We start from the raw sequence: 18422 nt of genomic DNA on the forward strand, positions 1-18422 counted from the left end.
GCGCGTCAGACCACCATCAGGCGGGCAACTGCTCCGGGCCCGTAAGTGGCCGAGACCTGCGCGACCGTGATCTCATACGCTCCGCTCAGGCCATCCTCGGCCTTCATCGCGGCCGAATATTCCCAGCTCGGCGCACTTGCGACCGCCTCACGCAAAACCGCCCCGTCAGCGATAATTCGGATCAGGTAGGATTCGCCCTCTTCCCCCAGCGGAACTTCAAGCCCACCCCAGTCATCCCCGTCAATCCGCGTGCGTCGTACCCATGTGAACATGTCCCCCGCGTCAGTCGGCGCCCGCCGCAGATGCGCTGGCGCGTAAGGGCGCAGCCCATTGCCGTCGAAGGCCTCGACCAGATGCACATAGGCCGGATCCTCGTACCCGCGCGTTACAGGACCGATACGATAGTGCTTGGCCACCCGCCGTTCGGTGCGCAAAAGGCTGGTCTGGTAAACCCGCTGATCCAGCAGAACAAAGCTTGACCCCTCGGGCCAAACATCCGGCATCAGCGCGTCCGTTCCCAACTGGCCGCGCAGACGACCAGAGAGATGGTAGATGCCGGTCTCCTGTAAGCTGGCCTCGGCGAACTGGAACAGCTCCCAATTGCCCGGAGTGCCATCCCCGATCGCCGCCAGATTGGCACCGCTCAGCAACGCCGACCGGGCGCGCGATTCCAGCAACCCGTCGATCAGATTCACCCGCAGCGCCGGCCCCTCGTCCCAGATGCCAGCACTGACGCGCCGCAGCGGAGTTTCCGTAAACCCGATGACCGCCTGCCCGGCTATAACCTCCTGCAGGGCATAATCCTCGTCCTGCGCTGCGGAATAGACCGCCACGCTGCCGGGCCAGGGATCAGCCGAGATCGCCAGATAAGGCGCGTGAGGTTCCTCAGAACCGGTGATCAAGGGCAAATCCATGAACACCGGCAGAACCGGAACCGGGGCCGTATACGGTTTCGCCGTCACCCCGTCATCCTGCATGTCAGCGCGCGCATAAACCCCCGGTTCGATCCGCACCGCATCGGCCAATTGCATCTCTGCCTGTTCCAGCCGGTCGATACGATAGAGCGCCCCCGATCCCCGCCCGAGGCCAGGCAGACGCACCACATCCCCCGCTCCCACATGCAAGAGGGACGGCGGCAAAGCGAATCTTGCCGTCTCACGCGAGATGCGAGACTCGCTCAGCCACCGCTCGACCGTCTGCCGCCCTTCGGCGCGGGTCATCGACAGGGGCATCTCATTCACCGCCACCGCATGGGTGCTGTCATCCGGCAGCACCGCTTCCTCGGCAACCACATCGTGATTGGCATCCGACTGAACAAAGCGCAGGCGCACGCGGCCCGTGATCTCGGCCTCGGCCTCGCGTCGATACTCGACTGACCCATCTAGGTCCGAGCTGATAGCAATCTGCTCAGGCTCCAGCTCATGCGGCCGACGTCCGTCACGGGTGCGGAACACCAGCACGCCATCGCGCTCAATCGCGTCGAACCCATAGCGCAGCATCAGGGGCTGCAGCGCCTGACGCGCGTTCATCACGTCCTCGACCGCGTAGCCACGCACCATACCATAAAGCGCCGAGACATCGATATCCGTCACCCCCGCGCCATGGCAAATTTCGGTCACCACCGAGGCCAGCGTCCGCGACCCGGACCGCCCGTTCAACCAATGCCCACGCGCATAGTTGTCGCCATCCGTCCATTGCGAACGTAGGTTCGGAAAGGTCGGATAGGGCCGCGCATCCCAAGCCCAGACATAGGCGTTCGACATATCCACCATCGGGCCGCCATAGATCTCGGACGTCGGATTGATCTGCCGATCACCCCAATAGCCCAGCATCGCACGAAGATATTGAACTAGTATAAAGTCGTCGCGCATACCATTGGAATATTTCGGAAATTCCGATTCCGAAGACTTCGGGTCCAGAAACTTGTTCGGCTGATTGGTGCCTTTGTCGATGGCAGCACAGCCCAATTCAGTGAACCAGATCGGCTTTGACCCGGGCACCCAGCCCGTAGGGTTCTCCTGCCGGACCCCACCGATGCGTTCATGGTGCCGGTTGGCCCACCAGTTGCGCAAATCCTTGTAACGCCAGACCCATGGCTCGCCATAGGCATCATCGGTGATCGGCGTCCGCACCTGCGCATCTGCCGCTTCGGGCGAGGCATAGTACCAGTCGTAGCCTTCGCCGCCCTCGATATTGCCGCGCAGATAGTCCAGATCATAGATCGACCCGACCCCGGCATCGAGATGACCCTCGCCCTCGCGCCAGTCGGACAGAGGCATATAGTTGTCGATGCCCACGAATTCGATGTTGTCGTCAGCCCACAGCGCATCCAGATGGAAATACCGGTCACCGCTGCCATCCTGCGGCTGATACCCAAAATATTCGGACCAGTCGGCGGCATAGCCGATCTTGGTGCCCGACCCCAGAATCTCGCGCACTTCAGCAGCCAGTGACCGCAACTGCGCAACCGCGGCAAAGCCCGAAGCGCCACGGATCTGCGTCAACCCGCGCAACTCTGAGCCGATGCAGAACGACTCCACACCTCCGGCTGCTTTGCACAGGGCCGCATAGTGCAGAATGAACCGCCGCAGCCCCCATTCCTGCGGGCCGCGATAGGTGACCCGGCCACTGCCGGTAGAGAAATGAGAGGCCCTTGCAGTGCCAAAAAACGCCGCCACCTGCGCATCGGCTGCGGCAGTCTGATCCGACGAGCCCTCTCGCCCCGGAGCAACGTCCAACGTGATCCGGCCCCGCCACGGCAGATACGGCTGATCGCCTGCATCCGACCAAGGGTCGGGCAGACCGTTCCCCTGCAGCTGCTCCATCAGAATGAACGGATAGAACATGACCCGCTTGCCGGTCTTTTTCAGATGTTTGATCGCCTGAACCACCGCTGCATCGGCTGGGGTTCCGCCATACACCGGACGCCCATCGACCCAGCGGACCTTACTGGCCGCCGCGCGGGAAACGCCGGACACGCTCCAAGGCATGTTCTCGCCATCAACGCTCTTGCGCTCGACCTTAGGACGAATCTGACACTCACCGCAGCGCAGATCGTCGCCAAACCACGACACGATCAACGAGGCCGCCTCGCATCCCGGTAATTCTCGGGTCAGCGCCCGCATCGAAGTCACAAGATCGGATCGACCCGAGGGCGAGTTCACATTCGCTGCCCAGCTGCGCCCCCTGCCCTTGCTGTAGTTCACCTGAGATGAGGCCAGCGCATATTCGCCCGTTCCCGGCATCAGCGCGACGCCCTTCACGATCCGTGACAGCGCATCCGCGGCATCGGGCATCCCCTCCTGTTCCTGCCGGACCACCTCGAACGAAAACTGGGGCACTCGATTGCCATAAGGACCCAGCTGTAGGTCTTCGATCACAACATAAGCCGTACCGCGATATGCCGGCACCTGACCCGCGCCTTCAATGGCCTCGATCAACGGGTCGGGCAGTTGCTCGGGACCGCCGCGATAGATGCGCATGTTCAGTGACCTGCGCTCAACCTCTTCGCCATCCGCCCACACGCGCGTGATGTCGGCAACCACGCCCGCACCGACCGCAATCGCCAGCGAGACGGAATAGCTATAGCTGTGGGTTGTCGTCTTCACCTCAGCCGGTTTCGGAGAGCTGCCCTTGCCGCCTCCGGTGGACTGGGTCGTGGTCGAAGTGCTGCGCGTTTCCAGAAAGTCCGAAGCCCAGATGACCTGACCGCCCACACGCATACGGCCAAACACCGTGGCCACCGGCGCACCCTCACCGGTTTCGGTCAGGCGGAAGCGGTCCAGACGGCCGGTCTCGACCACCTCGCTGCCGCCGCCCATGACCGATTGCCCCATCAGACGATTGTCGATCACCCGGCCCAGCGTTGCACCCACCGCGCGACCGATAATCGCCGTCGAAAGACCCGCAACCGACCCTCCAATCGACCCGCCCAGCGCCGCACCGGCGGCGGATAGAAGAATAGTAGCCATCAGAGATCCTCCAGCGGGAACGCGAAACAGGCAACGACACGGCGACGCCAGGGTTCGCTCAGAGTGTTTTCGACCACGCCATGCCCGGAATAGGCATGGATGAAACGCACCGGGTCTGACCCGCTGACGATCCCCAGATGCTTGGCTACCGCTGCGTCGCGCATTCGAAACAACAACACATCGCCCGAGGCTATGTCGTCGGGCGATTTCTCGATCAGATGGCGGCGGGCAGCGGCCCACATGCGCTCCTCGCCCTGTGGCTCGGACCAGTCCATGCTATAGACCGGCACCGCCTCGGGCTCGTGCCCCTTCACGGCGCGCCAAACGCCCCGCAGCAGGCCGAGACAATCCGCCCCGGCTTCACGGACCGAGGCCTGATGCACATAAGGCGTGCCCAGCCAGCGCCGCGCCTCGTCAACAATATCTTGCTTAACCCCGATCACCGCCTGCTGCCCCCTCTGTTTGGATCGCTTTTCTTCGGTGTGGCCATCACCCAGTCTTCATGTGGAAGATCAGGGAAGCCCTGAAAATTCAGGATGTTGTCGAACTTCAGGCGGCAGGTGCTCATGCGCTTGTCGCAACCGGCAGTCAGTTGAACGCGGTCACCGCCAACCAGCCCGCCGCCAATCGCGGACCACAGCGTTACAACGCGCCCGCCGCTGGCCTGTTCGTCCAGTTTGACCGAAGCCCACAGGCCCTGCGCCGCACCGTCCAGCACGTCCAGCCTGCCCCGCTCAAACCATCCCGCATCAGCACCCTCCGCGCCCTGCAAACGCAAAACCGTACCCTCGACCGAGACAATTTCGGCCTCGGCGCGATACCCCGGCGTGTCCAGAGCAAAACGGCACGCGCGATCCCCCAGCACCGCCGTGCATGGTTTCAGATAAATCCGTCCCAAAGGCCGGTTCAACAAGTCAGTCAGACCGCGCAATTCCGCATGAAACGCCCCGCCCGCACGCCGCAATTCCCCGATCGAGCCCCGAAACTGCAGCATGCGCTGCTGGGGATCGGCCCAATTGACCAACCAGGCCCGCACCTCGGCCCCGTCAAAGCGCCCCGCCTCGATATCCTCTTCCCGGACCGAGGCATCAGACAGCGCGCCCATCGCTTCGGAATTGTCGATCGACAGGCCGGTTGCCTGCTCGATCGCTGCAGCGGTCAGGCCGGTGCTGGCCTTGAAGACCAATCCGTCAAAGCTCAGCTCCATGTCATGGTCCGTGAAACCAAATGCCTGCCCGTCGCTACGGGTAATCGCCCAACAGCGGCAGGTGGTGGTCAGACCGCTTTGCAGATGCGCCTGCAGCGCCTGTTTGTCGCCGCTCATCAGACCCGCACCTCGACAACCGGCACATTCGGGACGTCCCCGGCCTGAAAGCTGGCAACGCTGGTCTGGATCTTGTCCGTATCGAACCGCACCGGAACGTCGAATTCGAACCCTGCCGTGATCTCAATTTGCTCGGGCGGCGGTGTGGTGAAGATGACCCGCCCGGTCGCCAGATCAACCTCAAAATCAATGCCCTCACGCAGAGCATCCTGATCCAGCCCCAGCTTCACCGTCCCCAGCACCGGCTTCACGATAGGTCTCACATAACTGAACCCGCCCGAGCTGTAGGTCTTGACCAACTGAAACGAGATCGTCTCCCCATCGCCGCGCGCAATCACCTGATCGCCCTGTTCGACCTCAGCCGTCGCCGCGCCCGATTTGAAATCCGACCAGTCCTTCCAGCGGAATCCAAACATCTGGCCCTGCCGCGCCTCAAAGAACGAGATCAGCGTCTCGACATCGTCCAGCGACCGCATCCCCAGCCCCGCATCATAGCGCCTGCGCGAATGCGCCCAAGGCGTGTTGCGCTCTTCGAACCCGTTGGCCAGCGTCACAATATCCGTACGCCGTTCCGGCCCGCCGACCGAGCCAAAGCTCAGGCTGGCGGGAAATCTCACCTCATGAAAATTCATGTCCTGCTCCCCTTATCTGTTGCGATTGCCGCGACCCAAAGCACGGCTCATCTGCGCCGCGATCTGACCCTGAGAGCGGCGGAACCCCTGCACATCGGGTGTAGAGATGTTCATCACCACGTTTACCGCCCGGCCCCCGCCCTGTGTCCGCACACCCAGCTTGCCATCGGCCGCGCGCGCCAGTGGCATGATCGCCTCGGGGCCTGCCTCGCCCATCAGCCCGGTGCCGCCCCGCATCGGGAACATCGTCGGGCCGCTGACCACGCCGCCATTGGCAAACGGCATCACGCGTCCCTGCGAAAAACTGCCTCCATCCGCAAAGGGCAAAATCCCCTGCACCAGATTGCCAACCCCATTGGCCAGCATGCCCCCAAAATGATCCGTCACCGGCTTGATCGCCGCCGAATACGCCGTGCGGATCATCGAGTTCTTCAGCACATCCAGCGCGCCCGACAGGTTCATCCCATCCAGCACCACGCCATCAAACGCCTTGCGCAACCCGCCGGACATGCCGCGCTCCAGCGTGGCCACATCTTTACCAGTCTCTTCAAACGCGGCCCTTATTCGCCGCATCTGACCATCAAAGGCTCCGGCCATGGTCGCCGCATCGCCCAGCGCGTCACCCAGCGCCTCTCCCCGCTCCTGCAGGTCGTCAAAACCCTCACGATCCGTCATCACGCTCTCCTTGTGTCTTGTCCGGATAGGCCGCCAGCAGCGCATCCAGCCCCGCCCGGTTCATCGCCGGCATCCCCGCGCCCTGCCCCAGCATTAGCCGCAGCTCGGCCGGGGTCAGACGCCAGAACTGATCCGGCGTCAGACGCAGGCCGAGAAACCCGGCCCGCATCAGCACGGGCCAGTCGAACCCACTCACTCCGGCACCATGAAGGCGCGCGCCAGCAACTCGGCTGCCGCCTTGGCCCCCGCCATCGGCCCGCCTTCGATCTCGGCGTGCAGTAGGTCATCGCGGCTCACCTGCGCCCCACCACCGCGCAGCCCGGCGACAAGCAACGCCAGCACATCGCCGCTGGAATAGGCCCCGCCTTCGAACCGCTGCACCAGTTCCACCAGAGATCCGGCGCCAAGCTCTTGTTCCAATTCCGCCAAAGCGCCCAGAGTCAGCTTGAGCACCCGCTGCTCCCCGTCGATGGTCAGCGCCACCTCGCCCGTCCACGGATTGGCCATCAGAGCGCCGTAAAGCTCAGCGCACCGGCGCTTGCCATGCTCATCTCATAGGTCGCCTCACCATTATGCGAGCCCGCATATTCGATGCCGCTGACCTGAAACGGTCCTTCGACAATGCCGAAATCGGGGATGATCACCTGAAACGCGGGCGTCTCACCGTCAAAGAACAGCTGGCGCGCGCGCTCATCCGTGCCCGCGTCCTTGAATACGCCCGAGCCCGAGATCGAGGCCGACTTGACCCCCGCCCCCGACAGCAACTCGCGCCACCCGCCCTGACTTTCCAGGCTGGTGACATCCACGCTTTCCGCGTTGAAACTGATCCGCGTGGCGCGCAGGCCCGCGATGGTCTCGAACAGACCGGTGCCGTTCATATCCACTTTGACCAACAGGTCTTTTCCGTTCTGGGCAGCCATATGCTCTCTCCGTTGATTGCTTAGTCGTCTTCCACGCGGGCGCGGAATCTCAGATCGATCTGGCGGATTGCTCCGCCGGTTCCCGTGCGTCGGGCGCTGGCGCGTTCGAACCACAGGCCCACCAGATGGCCGCGATCCAATGTCAACGGCGCACCCTCCAGCGCGTCACAGACGGCACCTGCCAGCGTCTTGGCCGCGCCAAAGCCCGCCGCCTCGGACACAACCGAGACCGTGAACCGATGCACCGCGCCCACGCCCGACCGGTCCGAGGCGTCCCGCACCTCCTCCGGCCCGAGCGTCACATAGGTCTGAGGCAACACTCCCGACGGCACCGCGTCATAGATCGCACCACCCGAAAGGGCGCTGACCTGCGCATCGCCCGCCAGTTGTTGAAACACCGCCGCCTGCAAAGCGGCTGCAACGCTATAGCTCATGCCGCCACCTCTTCATCTGCAAAACAGGTCAGGTACTGGCCGCGCGGATCGCGCTCGGCCACCGCACGAATGACAAACCGGCGCGCGCCCTCAACAAAGCGCTGATCAGGCGTGGGCCGCATTGATGATCCCTCGGGTGCACCCCGGACTACGATCCGATAGCCAACCCGCGACACCGAAGCGCCACCGACCGCGCGTTCCGCACCGCTGCGCGCGGTGACTTCCGCCCAAAGCGAACCCAGCGCGGCCCATGTCTCGGTGTATCCACCCGCGCCATCGGCGCTACGTACCGGAGCCTCCAGCACCAGTTTGCGGTTCAATCGCGGCACGCTCATTGCGTCACCCCTGCACCGAAGCGCACTGTGCGATAGCGCTGGATCAGGCTGGTGACGCCAAAGGGCATGCACCCCGCGCCCAGCGCCGTCTCATCGCGATATTCGTAATAATGCGCCGCTAACAGCAGCACCGCTTGCCCCAGATCAGCGGGCAATCCGCCCCAATCCGCAGCCATTCCAGCCGTGAAAACAATCTTCACCGAACCACCAGTCTGCACCTTGGGCAAACACGAGCCCGTCGAACGCAATCGAGGGCGCTGCGCATCGCGCTCCAACCGGAAGGTCGCCGCATCCAACCCGGTCTCGGCCCCCGCCGCATCCGTCAGTGTCACAGCGCCAATTGCACCCACTGGTGCCACTGGCAGCACCTCACCCGCCGCGTCGCGCCAGCCGTTCAAGCTCCAGGAAAAATCGCGCTCGATGAGCACCTTGCCGATGCGCGCCTCGATCGCCGCAAGGGCCGCGCGCAGAAAACTCTTCAGCACTTCATCTTGTACATCATCCTCAGCAAAGCCCGTGCCCAGCCGCAGATGCGCCTTGAACTGATCCACCGGCAGCGCCGCATCCGCGATGGCGGTTTCTTCGATCAACATCATCCATTCACTCCGCAATCTCGGACCCCTCCGGGGCCGTAACTTCAGGAATTGACGGGCACGCGCCGCCCCACGTTGCTCGGACGGAGGGGAGCAGCTAGACAACGCGGGGGATCTCACCCCGGCCCGCGCCCGCCGCCCGAGGGGCCATAAAGCCCCCCGGATTCAGCCCGCTTTAGGCGGTGCCGAATTTCACCAGCTTGATCGCAGCAAAGTCGCTCACATCGCCGCCCACGCGCTTGGTTGCGTAGAACAGGACATGCGGCTTGGCGCTGAACGGATCGCGCAGGACGCGCAGATCGGGACGTTCGGCAATGGTGTAGCCCGACTGGAAGTCACCAAAAGCAATCGAGTAGCTGTCGGTCGCCGCATCCGGCATGTCTTCGGCAATCAGCACCGGGTAACCCATCAGACGCGCGGGCTCACCGGCGGCCAGACCGTCCGACCACAGGAAGCGACCATCGCTGTCCTTCAGCTTGCGGATCAGACCGGCGGTTTTCGAGTTCATCACAAAGGTGCCATTGACGCGGTACTGCGCGCCCAGCGCATAAACCACATCCACAATGGCATCCGCATCGACACCGCCATCCGTGCCAGTCGCCACATAACCCAGATTGCCCCAGGTCCAGACGTCATTATCGACAGCCGGGTGGTCCAGAATACCCTTGGGCTTGTCCGCCCCATCGCCACCAATAAACGCCGCCGCCTCGGCGCGGGCGAACTTGTCGGCGATACGACCGGCCAGCCAGCCCTCAACATCAAACGCGCTGTCGTCCAACAGACGCTGCGAGGCTTTGGGCAGCGCGCTCAGCTCGTGCAACGGGATCGAGATGCGATCAATCGACGGGGTCGAGGTCTCAGCCGTGGCCGAGGTCTCATCCGCCCAACCCGCGCCCACATCGGTGTGGTCGATCAGCACGTCGAATGAGTTTGCCTCGACATTCACCACCGACGCAATCGAACGGATCGAAGCGGTCGAATTCAATACCGACTTGATCATCTCAGCCGTCTGCGGATCGATCAAATAGCCACCGTCGCTGTTCACCGCCGTCGAAAGCGACTTGGCCTCAATCTCTAGCCCGCGCAACCCGTCATCCTCACCCGAACGCACATAAGCGTCGAATGCCTTCTGATGCGGGGCTCCGTCTTCGATCGATGCCGCAAGATGCGGGCGCGCCGCGATGGTTGATTTACGATCCAGCATGGTCAGTCGCTCTTCTGTCTGTTGCAGTTTGATTTTAACTTCAGCCTTCAGGCCCTTGAATTCATTCACGAAGCCAGCCATCGCCTGCTTCACCTCCTGAACCAGGGGCGCACCCTCTCCGGTCAAGGCCGGGGTCTCGGTCTTGCTCATCAGCATGTCCTGTTCTGAGTGGGGTTTGAGGCGCGCTAGGTCCGCGCCAGCTCCTGCCGGGCGTCGTTGAACACCTCGGCTATACTGCGCCAGGTGTTCTCGGCGTCGGGGTCGCTCCCCTTCGCCGCCACCCGCGCACTGGGCAGCATCGGGAAGGTTACCAAAGACACCTCCCACAGCTCCAGTTCGGTCAGGACCCGCTGGCCCTTGTCATTCTTCACGGCCCGTTTGGTGCGATAGCCAATCGACAAGCCATCCATCGCGCCCGCCCGGATCAACTCTGCCGCTTCACGGCCCTTCTGAGTGCTCTCCAGCAGACGCCCCTTGACCCACAGGCCCCGGTCATCCTCGCGCACCTCGTCCCAGACTCCGATGGGCTGCGCCGGATCGTGCTGCCACAGCATCTTGACCCGCTGACCAGCGGCCTTGAGCCCGTCAAGCGAGCCGCGATACGCTCCGCGCTGCACCACGTCACTGCCCTGATCGACCTGTCCGAACAGGCTGGCATACCCTTCGATCGCCGCATCCTCGGTCACCGACAAGCCGTCTCCAAACCGTGCGAATTTATGTTCCAAATCCATGAACTTCCCCATGTAACTCACTGAACTCATGGTGTTACCACCAAGATCGACTGAAAGGCCTGCGCTAGGATCACGGCGACCACGCCATAGACCGTCAGCCACAACCGCTTCTCCAGCCGTTCCATCATCTCTTCGATCTGATCTAACCGCCGACAAAGGTGAGCGTGCTGGATCTCCGCCACCCGCTCATGCGCGGCCAGACGCAGACCCGGCGCGCAGTCGAACGGAGGATACCCGTCACCCATCGCCACACTCCGGCAGCCCCAGCAGCGCGCGTTTCTCGGCATCCGTGAGGAACTCAGCCCCGCTCACCCGCGCCCATTGCGCATCGCGCTCTGCCGACAATGCAGGCACCTGATCCAGATCGGGCTTCAGCACCAGATCCTCACCCGAGAACCCCGCCAGCCACTCTGACACCGCCGCCGCCACCCGCGTCACCAGAGGCAGCACGGTCAGGCGATAAAACGCCCGGTTGGCCTCCTGATAGTTCGAATAGGTCGCGTCGCCTTGTATCCCCAGCAGCATCGGCGGGACACCAAAGGCCAGCGCGATCTCGCGGGCGGCGGCTTCCTTGGTTTTCTGAAACTCCATGTCCGAGGGCGAAAAGCCCATCGGCTTCCAATCCAGCCCCCCTTCCAGAACCATCGGACGGCCCGCATTCCGCGCCCCGCGATAGTTCTGCTCGATCTCGTCCGACAGGCGCCGGAACTGATCCTCGGCCATCACCCCGTGGCCATCACCGCCCCTCCACACCAGCGCCCCCGAAGGCCGCGCCGCATTGTCGAGCAACGACTTGGACCACCGAGACGCGCTGTTATGCACATCAATCGCCATCGCCGCCGCCTGCATGGGCGAGAACCCGTAATGGTCATCCTGCGGATGGAATGACTTGATATGACAGATGTTTTCCGCCGCAAAGCGGTGCTTCTTGCCACCGACAGCGTAATCATACGCCTTAGGCCAGCCATCTGCCCCGGGCACCACGCTCATCCGGTCCGAGCGCAAAACGTGCAGTTCAATCGGCAACCCCTGTTCGGCATGAACCGCCTCGACATAGGCGTTACCCGACAGCAGCAACTGCCCGAACAAGGCCTCCATCAACTCCGCCCGCCCCTGCGCCGCATTCGGACGGCGCATCAACGACAGGATCGGATGAGCATCAAACCGCTGCGCTTGATCCTGCAACACCAAAGGCAACGCCGCCGCCGCCTCGGCAATCAGCTTGACCGAGCGAAACCCCACCGGGTTCCCCGAAAACCCCGTCCGCGTCAGCGACACCGCATCCCTGGGGCTCCACGCCACACGCCCACCCGTCTGCCACGCCACCACAGGCCCCGCCGCGCCCGCCTTCGCCTCGGGCGCTGCCTCAGCCGATCCACGACGCAAGAAATCGAATACCATCTGTGCTCCTTTCTGCCGCCGCTCTGCCCGGCTTGTTGAAAGGAGTTATGACGGAAAGAAGTTTAAGGCTTGGGAATGGGGCGTACGGGGGATGGGCAACGCAAGATAGTTGGCTTGCAATATTCAATCAAAGATTGTGCGAACCCAAGTCCATTGCTAACGTCATCCGCATTACTTCTTAGAGGCTGACTTTTTTGAGAATCCCAATTCGCGCAAAAATACAGCGAACACTCAATGCTCTTGGGGGATGTGTCTTATTTCTAATCGTAGCCCTAGTTATTTATGACATGAAAATCGGTGTCGAGTACCAAAAAGTACGCGTGGTGGACGTCATACAAGCTCCGGGCAGATCCATGACTAATAGATTGGTCATCGTTGATTTGGGCGATCGACAGTGGCCTATCCGTACATCGAATAGGCTGCTTGTTATTCGTAAGGGCGGCTCGGCCTGCGTTTCCAAACAAAAGGTGCTGTTACGGCGCTGGACACGCTACTCGCTCGATTTGCCTGGATTCTGTCGAAACTCGCTGGCAGATATTATTGACCGCTCGGCGCTACAACACCCGCACCCTAGGCCTCCGATAACCCCCCGCGGGGGCCACCACCAACTCATGCAGCGCCCAGACCAGCGCGTCGACGCGGTCGGGCGAGCCCTGCCCCTCGAACCCCCGCGCGGTCATCTGGCACATCTGCTCCTCCAGCGCGTCCAGCCCCGCCACATGGCTCACCCGACCCTGCTCGTACAACGCTGCCACAGGTTCGGCCCGCGCGACCTTACCGCGTGATGCCCGCACCGCACGAAACGGGACCAGAGGGTCCACTTGCCGCACGACCTCTTCCACCAGTTGCCCGCCCTGATTGACCTCGGCCACCAGCCGTTCGGCTCCGAATTCGTCCATCGCGTCAATCGCCGCCTGCGCCCAACCCGCCGGGCCAACGCCCTGCACCGTCCGGTCGGCCAGCACATAGGCCCGCCACTCCTCGGGCGGCCCCTGCACCTGTGCGCCGACGACCACGATCCCGCAGGCATCCGCATCCGAGCCAGCCGTCACCGCCGGATCCAGCGCCACGACGATACGGTCCAACGCGGGCAGCTGCGCACAGCGCGCCGCCTCCAACATCGAGCCGGTCCACAACGCCCCCTCGGCATCCGACAGCAGCACCCCGTCCAACTCCTGCCGCCCCAGCCGCGTGCCCGCGTATCGCGCGCGCACCTCCTGCAAAAACGAGTCCGCCAGATTGGCCCGGTTCGCCTCGGTCGGCGCATGGGTCTGCACGGTGGACGGCGACGCCAGCAAGTCCTTCAAAACCTTCACATTGCGTGGTGTGGTCGTCACACAGACCCGAGGCCGCTGCCCCAATCGCAACGCAAATTGCAACATATCCCAGGTCTCGCCCGCCTTTTTCCACTTGGCCAGCTCATCCACCCAAGCCGCATCGAATTGCGGGCCGCGCAACCCCTCAGGATCATGCGCCGAGAATGCCTGCGCCTCGGCCCCGTTGGGCCAGACCAGCTTGCGTTCGGATGCCGTCCACATGGGCATGCGATCCGGCGGCGAGCACTGCAAAATCCCGCTATCGCCAAAGATCATCACATCGCGCACCTGATCAAACGTCTCCCCCACCAACGCAACACGACACGCCTCCCCCTTATCCAACGGCAAAGACCCCTCAACCACAGACCGCACCCACTCGGCCCCCGCCCGCGTCTTACCGGCCCCGCGCCCGCCCATGATCACCCACGACCGCCAGTCGCCCTCGGGCGGCAACTGATGCGGCAGCGCCCAGAACTCAAACAGGAAAGGGAGGGCACACAGCCCCCCCTCCCCGATCTCACTCAGAAATCTGTCCTGCACCGCAGCAGGCGCGGAGGCGAGCCAGCCTGCAGCCGATCTCAGATCTTGCCCGATCAAGGTCGAGCGCATAGCCCCCTTGGGCAATTCCGGCTTGTCTGTGATGTTGTTCGACAAAGCTTGTCTCCACTTTCTGGCAACTTCGGATCAGCCCCTCTAGCTGACCCAGTTGCTTGCCTGTTCCGGCAAGGTCTGCATCCTCCCCGGCACCGATCTGTTTTCGCAGTTCTTCCGCTGCTTGGCGCAGATCGCGAATGGATCTTTCGAGCGACTGCAACAATTCAGCCGTCTGGGAAATCCGCTCTTCCGGGGTAATCAAAATCATGTTTGCCTGTGACCTCATGCGTGAGTTTTTCCGCACGAGAGAAACGAAAAACGGCCACCGGGTCACCCCGGGGCCGTTGCCCACTTCTTCTAGCATGACATAAGGAGTACGCGATTAAGTGCGCAAAGTCAATGTGTTACGCAACACGGACGCAACAGGCACAGTGCGGTATGTTAACATCAACCACCGGTCAAATCCTGCGCCAGCATCATCGCGTTCTTGTCCGGATCATAGAACGTTGCCGTACTGACCATGCCTTTGATCGTCTCGGTCGGGCCATCGAACGCCACCCCTGCGGCCTCCAAAGCGTCCCGCGCCGTGGCAATATCACCAACCTCATAGACCGGGACGCAATTGCCCGGCGACGGCTCTGCCTGTTCTCCCAGACCCAATGTCACGCCTTCCACATTGGTGCGCATCTCGCTCCACCCGGCTTCATCGATATGGTGGATCAGTTCGAACCCGAGCATATCGCGATACCAATCCGCGCTGGTGTGGCGATCCCGGACCGAAATCGCAAATGTGATCGTGTTTTTCAATGAAACGAGCGGCATCGGTCTTTCCCTTGTCTGAAAATATAGTTACTATACTTTATGGACATTAATTTACTTGTCAAGCTGACCGCGCGCGCATGGTCGCTGAACATCCTGGCCCTGATGCATTCGGGTGTTCCCGGTCGTCAGGCCCCTTTGCTCGCCGCAACCAGCGCCAGCCGAACAGCCTTTGCGGCAAGTCTCGATCACCTTGCCCAGCTTGGCCTGATCGAGCGAAACCCCGGCCACGGTCACCCTCTGCGCCCAGAATTTCGCCTGACCCCAGCCGGGATCCAGGCCGCCGGGATCGCCAGCGCGATCATTCAGATCGCCCCGGACACCAGTGCGCACAAGCTTCTTCGTAAGTCATGGACCGTACCTATCCTGGCCCTGACCGGCACCCCGCATCGCTTTTCGGCGATCAAGTCTGACCTGACCCCCATCACCGACCGCGCCCTCTCGTCATCCCTGCATCAGCTGGAAGATCACGACTGGATAAGGCGCGATATCGAGACCTCGGGACGGATGCCGTTCCCGACCTATTGCGCGGTCAAAACAGGATTTGCGATCCATCAGGCGGTCGGACTGGCCCAGTAAACGCTGCAACACTCTCAGAAAGCACGCGGAAAACCCGACCCGACAGCTTGACATTCTCGCGCCCAACCCGCATGTGCCCTTCAAACAGCGCTGAAGCGTGAGCATTCGGGCCATCCAGAGCCCCCACAGCGCCCGATCCACCCATAGTTCCCCATCACGCAGGGTTCTTGACGCGACGACCGGACATCGCAGGAACCGCCTGCCTGTCCCGAGGTCTCGCACAACCCCTGCCGGTCGCGGATGCGGCCCATTGCGACTTGCCCATGCGCCAAAGCCATGGGCGAAAAAGGATAGTTCTTTGTTCGACTTCGACATGCTGGGCCTCGCGCCCGCCCTGAACGACGCGTTGCAACGCGCCAATTTCACCCAACCCACGCCGATCCAGAATCAGGCGATTCCGCTGGCGCTGAACGGCCACGATATCCTCGGCCTCGCTCAGACCGGCACCGGCAAAACGCTGGCCTTCGGCCTGCCGCTGATTGACCACTTGCTGGCGCAGCCCGGCAAGCCCGATCCCAAAACCGCCAAGGCCCTGATCCTTGCGCCGACCCGCGAGCTGGTGAACCAGATCGCCGACAGCCTGCGCAACCTCACCAAAAAGACCAAACTGCGCGTCGCCACCGTGGTCGGCGGCCAGTCAATCAACAAGCAGATCATGTTCCTGTCGCGCGGCACCGATATCCTCGTGGCCACGCCCGGCCGACTGATCGACCTGATGGAGCGGAAGGCCGTCGACCTCAGCTCGGTCCGCCATCTGGTGCTGGATGAGGCAGACCAGATGCTCGATATGGGCTTCATCCACGCCCTGCGCCGCATCGCGCCGGAACTGGGCACGCCGCGCCAAACCATGCTGTTCTCGGCCACCATGCCGAAGCAGATGGAAGAACTCAGCCGCGCCTACCTGAACAACCCGCAGCGGGTGCAGGTTTCGCCCCCCGGCAAAGCGGCGGACAAGATCACCCAGTCGATCCATTTCGTTGAAAAGCCGGCAAAACCCGCCAAGCTGCGCGAAATCCTGTCGGCGGATATGGACGCGCTGACGCTGGTCTTTTCCCGCACCAAACACGGGGCCGAAAAACTGATGAAAGGCCTCGTCGCCGATGGCTACAACGCGGCCTCGATCCACGGCAACAAAAGCCAGGGCCAGCGCGACCGCGCCATCAAGGCCTTCCGCGCGGGTGAGATCAACATCCTCGTCGCCACCGACGTCGCTGCGCGCGGCATCGATATCCCCGGCGTGGCTTATGTGATCAACTACGACCTGCCCGAAGTGCCCGACAACTATGTCCACCGCATCGGCCGCACGGCCCGCGCCGGGCGCGAGGGCGAAGCCATTGCCTTCTGCTCAGCCGAAGAAGTCGACCTGCTGCGTCAGATCCAAAAGCTGATGAAGATCGAAATTCCGGTGGCCAGTGGTGAGATGCCCGAGGCGATCACCCCCGCCAAACCTGCCCGTCGTCAGGGCAATCGCCGCCGCGGCCCGAAACCGCAGAATAACAGCGGACCGAAACCCGTAGGCCAAAAACGCCGCCGTCCGCGTCGCCCCAAGGCGGCGTGATGGGCAGGGTCAGAGGGGTTCCCGCCCTCTGATCAATGCAGGCTTGGCGGCGTCACACTGGTTGTCAGGATCGCGGTCACCAGCAGGATCACGGCCATCAGCCCTGCTTCGGCCTTGATTGTGCGGACCAGACCAGATGCCGCCAAGGAGTTCCCGGCGCGCAAACCGGGTACAAATCGCAGCTTGTTCAGCGCCGCCAGCGCCAGCAACGCAGCAACAAGCGCCACTTTCGCCAACAACACCTGCCCATAGCCCGAGGTCAGCATTACCGCGACCGAACCCGTCAGCCCATAGGCCATATAGCCCCCCGCAAACAGCAGCAGCGGCACGAACACCATCGCGACCTGACCAAATCGCTCCCCAAGCCACGCGGCAGCCTCTGCCTGCTCCGGATCAGAGGCCAACCGATGCAAGGGGATCAATATTCCGATCCACGTCGCCGCACAGATCAGATGCAGGACAAGGCTGTAAAGCAAAACCGGAGCGTCCCGGTCATGCACATGGCCAATGGTTGCAAGACCGCAGAGGGCAAGCACCCCGCCCGCGATCTGCAGAATCCGGGCAAAGCGCAGCCTAAACAGGCCAACAAGCATCAACGCCAGCCCGATCAACTGCCATCTCAGAGCCACGCCGCTCTGAGTTTGCCATAGCAGGCCCAGCATCTCGGGATCGACAACCCCCGACATATCGCCGGTCAAAGCGCTGCCCTTCAATGCAAAAGAGAGGACGGCGCACAGCATCCCAATTCCCGCGAATGAGGCAATCAGGCTCTGCCGTATCTCAACCCGAAATAGCGCCGCGCAGAACACGGATCCGGCGGCGCCCAGCACACCGACATAAAGCGCCCATTTTGCGAGGATCGAGGCTATGCTGATCGGGTCAGTCACCCGTCATTCGACCGTAAAGCTAAAGCTGCCCATTTGCGGATGTCCATCCTCGGACAAGCCACGCCATTCGATCTGATACGCGCCCGGTCCTGCCGCATCGAAGGGCAGCACGATTTCCGTCGTGAATTCACCTGCCGCGCCCAGATCAACTGTACCCATCTGATCCCCGTTCAACTGCCAATCCACCCGCGTCAGACGAATCTTGCGCCCGAAGACGAGCGATATCTCAGACGGGACCTGATCGATAACCGCGCCATCCACCGGAGTGGTTCGCTGCACAGGCGAATGCGCCATCGCGACCGTCGCCGTCACGAGCAGGGTAAAAACTGTCAGGGCAATTCTTATCATGGCAGATCTTTCCAAACTGTTACTGCGCACGACGATCCGCGAAATACTGCGGACCTCCGGTTTGTACAAAACGGAAGATCCGTGTTTCCGGCGACGTACAA

At 62.5% G+C, this 18422-nt stretch carries 21 protein-coding genes; 2 read left to right on the plus strand and 19 right to left on the minus strand.

Annotation, left to right across the window (positions count from 1 at the left end):
- Positions 1–5: 5 nt before the first annotated feature.
- From ACR0IV_RS06325 to ACR0IV_RS06405, 17 genes are all read right to left on the minus strand, one after another.
- Complete coding sequence (locus tag ACR0IV_RS06325) at positions 6–3971, minus strand: baseplate multidomain protein megatron (protein WP_480657355.1); 3966 nt, start codon at positions 3969–3971, stop codon at positions 6–8.
- Positions 3971–4411, minus strand: a complete 441-nt coding sequence (locus ACR0IV_RS06330; RefSeq protein WP_480658546.1) for an NlpC/P60 family protein — start codon at positions 4409–4411, stop codon at positions 3971–3973. Before ACR0IV_RS06330 ends, ACR0IV_RS06325 begins: the two co-directional genes overlap by 1 nt.
- Positions 4411–5295, minus strand: coding sequence for a DUF2163 domain-containing protein (locus tag ACR0IV_RS06335; protein ID WP_480657354.1), 885 nt, complete (start codon positions 5293–5295; stop codon positions 4411–4413). Before ACR0IV_RS06335 ends, ACR0IV_RS06330 begins: the two co-directional genes overlap by 1 nt.
- Positions 5295–5927 carry a phage distal tail protein, Rcc01695 family gene (locus ACR0IV_RS06340; protein ID WP_480657353.1) on the minus strand — a complete coding sequence of 211 codons (633 nt, stop codon included), beginning with the start codon at positions 5925–5927 and terminating at the stop codon, positions 5295–5297. The genes ACR0IV_RS06335 and ACR0IV_RS06340 overlap by 1 nt, the downstream gene beginning before the upstream one ends.
- A 12-nt stretch (positions 5928–5939) precedes the next feature.
- Positions 5940–6602, minus strand: coding sequence for a phage tail tape measure protein (locus ACR0IV_RS06345; protein WP_480657352.1), 663 nt, complete (start codon positions 6600–6602; stop codon positions 5940–5942).
- Positions 6589–6798 (minus strand): rcc01693 family protein, encoded by a 210-nt coding sequence (locus ACR0IV_RS06350; protein ID WP_170374019.1) that lies wholly within the window; start codon positions 6796–6798, stop codon positions 6589–6591. Before ACR0IV_RS06350 ends, ACR0IV_RS06345 begins: the two co-directional genes overlap by 14 nt.
- On the minus strand, positions 6795–7109 hold the full coding sequence (locus tag ACR0IV_RS06355) for a gene transfer agent family protein (protein WP_480657351.1): 315 nt from the start codon (positions 7107–7109) through the stop codon (positions 6795–6797). Before ACR0IV_RS06355 ends, ACR0IV_RS06350 begins: the two co-directional genes overlap by 4 nt.
- Complete coding sequence (locus tag ACR0IV_RS06360; protein ID WP_480657350.1) at positions 7109–7522, minus strand: phage major tail protein, TP901-1 family; 414 nt, start codon at positions 7520–7522, stop codon at positions 7109–7111. The genes ACR0IV_RS06355 and ACR0IV_RS06360 overlap by 1 nt, the downstream gene beginning before the upstream one ends.
- A 20-nt stretch (positions 7523–7542) precedes the next feature.
- Entirely contained in the window at positions 7543–7956 is a 414-nt protein-coding gene (locus ACR0IV_RS06365) for a DUF3168 domain-containing protein (RefSeq protein WP_480657349.1), read from the minus strand.
- Positions 7953–8291, minus strand: coding sequence for a phage head closure protein (locus ACR0IV_RS06370; protein ID WP_170686158.1), 339 nt, complete (start codon positions 8289–8291; stop codon positions 7953–7955). The genes ACR0IV_RS06365 and ACR0IV_RS06370 overlap by 4 nt, the downstream gene beginning before the upstream one ends.
- A complete protein-coding gene (locus ACR0IV_RS06375) occupies positions 8288–8887 on the minus strand; it encodes a head-tail connector protein (RefSeq protein WP_480657348.1) in 600 nt (199 codons plus the stop codon). The genes ACR0IV_RS06370 and ACR0IV_RS06375 overlap by 4 nt, the downstream gene beginning before the upstream one ends.
- A gap of 172 nt (positions 8888–9059) precedes the next feature.
- Positions 9060–10238 carry a phage major capsid protein gene (locus ACR0IV_RS06380; protein WP_480657347.1) on the minus strand — a complete coding sequence of 393 codons (1179 nt, stop codon included), beginning with the start codon at positions 10236–10238 and terminating at the stop codon, positions 9060–9062.
- A gap of 35 nt (positions 10239–10273) precedes the next feature.
- Complete coding sequence (locus ACR0IV_RS06385; protein ID WP_480657346.1) at positions 10274–10819, minus strand: HK97 family phage prohead protease; 546 nt, start codon at positions 10817–10819, stop codon at positions 10274–10276.
- 26 nt (positions 10820–10845) lie between these two features.
- Positions 10846–11064 (minus strand): GTA head formation protein, RCAP_rcc01685 family, encoded by a 219-nt coding sequence (locus tag ACR0IV_RS06390; RefSeq protein WP_480657345.1) that lies wholly within the window; start codon positions 11062–11064, stop codon positions 10846–10848.
- Positions 11057–12220, minus strand: coding sequence for a phage portal protein (locus ACR0IV_RS06395; RefSeq protein ID WP_480657344.1), 1164 nt, complete (start codon positions 12218–12220; stop codon positions 11057–11059). The genes ACR0IV_RS06390 and ACR0IV_RS06395 overlap by 8 nt, the downstream gene beginning before the upstream one ends.
- Positions 12221–12774: 554 nt before the next feature.
- Positions 12775–14145 (minus strand): DNA-packaging protein, encoded by a 1371-nt coding sequence (locus ACR0IV_RS06400; protein WP_480657343.1) that lies wholly within the window; start codon positions 14143–14145, stop codon positions 12775–12777.
- Positions 14146–14577: 432 nt separating this feature from the next.
- Entirely contained in the window at positions 14578–14952 is a 375-nt protein-coding gene (locus tag ACR0IV_RS06405; RefSeq protein WP_480657341.1) for a VOC family protein, read from the minus strand.
- 39 nt (positions 14953–14991) lie between these two features.
- Here ACR0IV_RS06405 and ACR0IV_RS06410 point away from each other — a divergent pair, with 39 nt between their 5' ends.
- Entirely contained in the window at positions 14992–15528 is a 537-nt protein-coding gene (locus ACR0IV_RS06410; protein WP_480657340.1) for a winged helix-turn-helix transcriptional regulator, read from the plus strand.
- Positions 15529–15826: 298 nt separating this feature from the next.
- A complete protein-coding gene (locus tag ACR0IV_RS06415; protein WP_480657339.1) occupies positions 15827–17086 on the plus strand; it encodes a DEAD/DEAH box helicase in 1260 nt (419 codons plus the stop codon).
- 32 nt (positions 17087–17118) lie between these two features.
- Here ACR0IV_RS06415 and ACR0IV_RS06420 read toward each other — a convergent pair whose 3' ends face one another.
- Positions 17119–17973 carry a copper resistance D family protein gene (locus ACR0IV_RS06420; RefSeq protein WP_480657338.1) on the minus strand — a complete coding sequence of 285 codons (855 nt, stop codon included), beginning with the start codon at positions 17971–17973 and terminating at the stop codon, positions 17119–17121.
- A 3-nt stretch (positions 17974–17976) separates the two neighbouring features.
- Positions 17977–18321 carry a copper resistance CopC family protein gene (locus tag ACR0IV_RS06425; protein ID WP_480657337.1) on the minus strand — a complete coding sequence of 115 codons (345 nt, stop codon included), beginning with the start codon at positions 18319–18321 and terminating at the stop codon, positions 17977–17979.
- Positions 18322–18422: the final 101 nt, after the last annotated feature.

Source organism: Ruegeria sp. C2 (assembly GCF_056537765.1).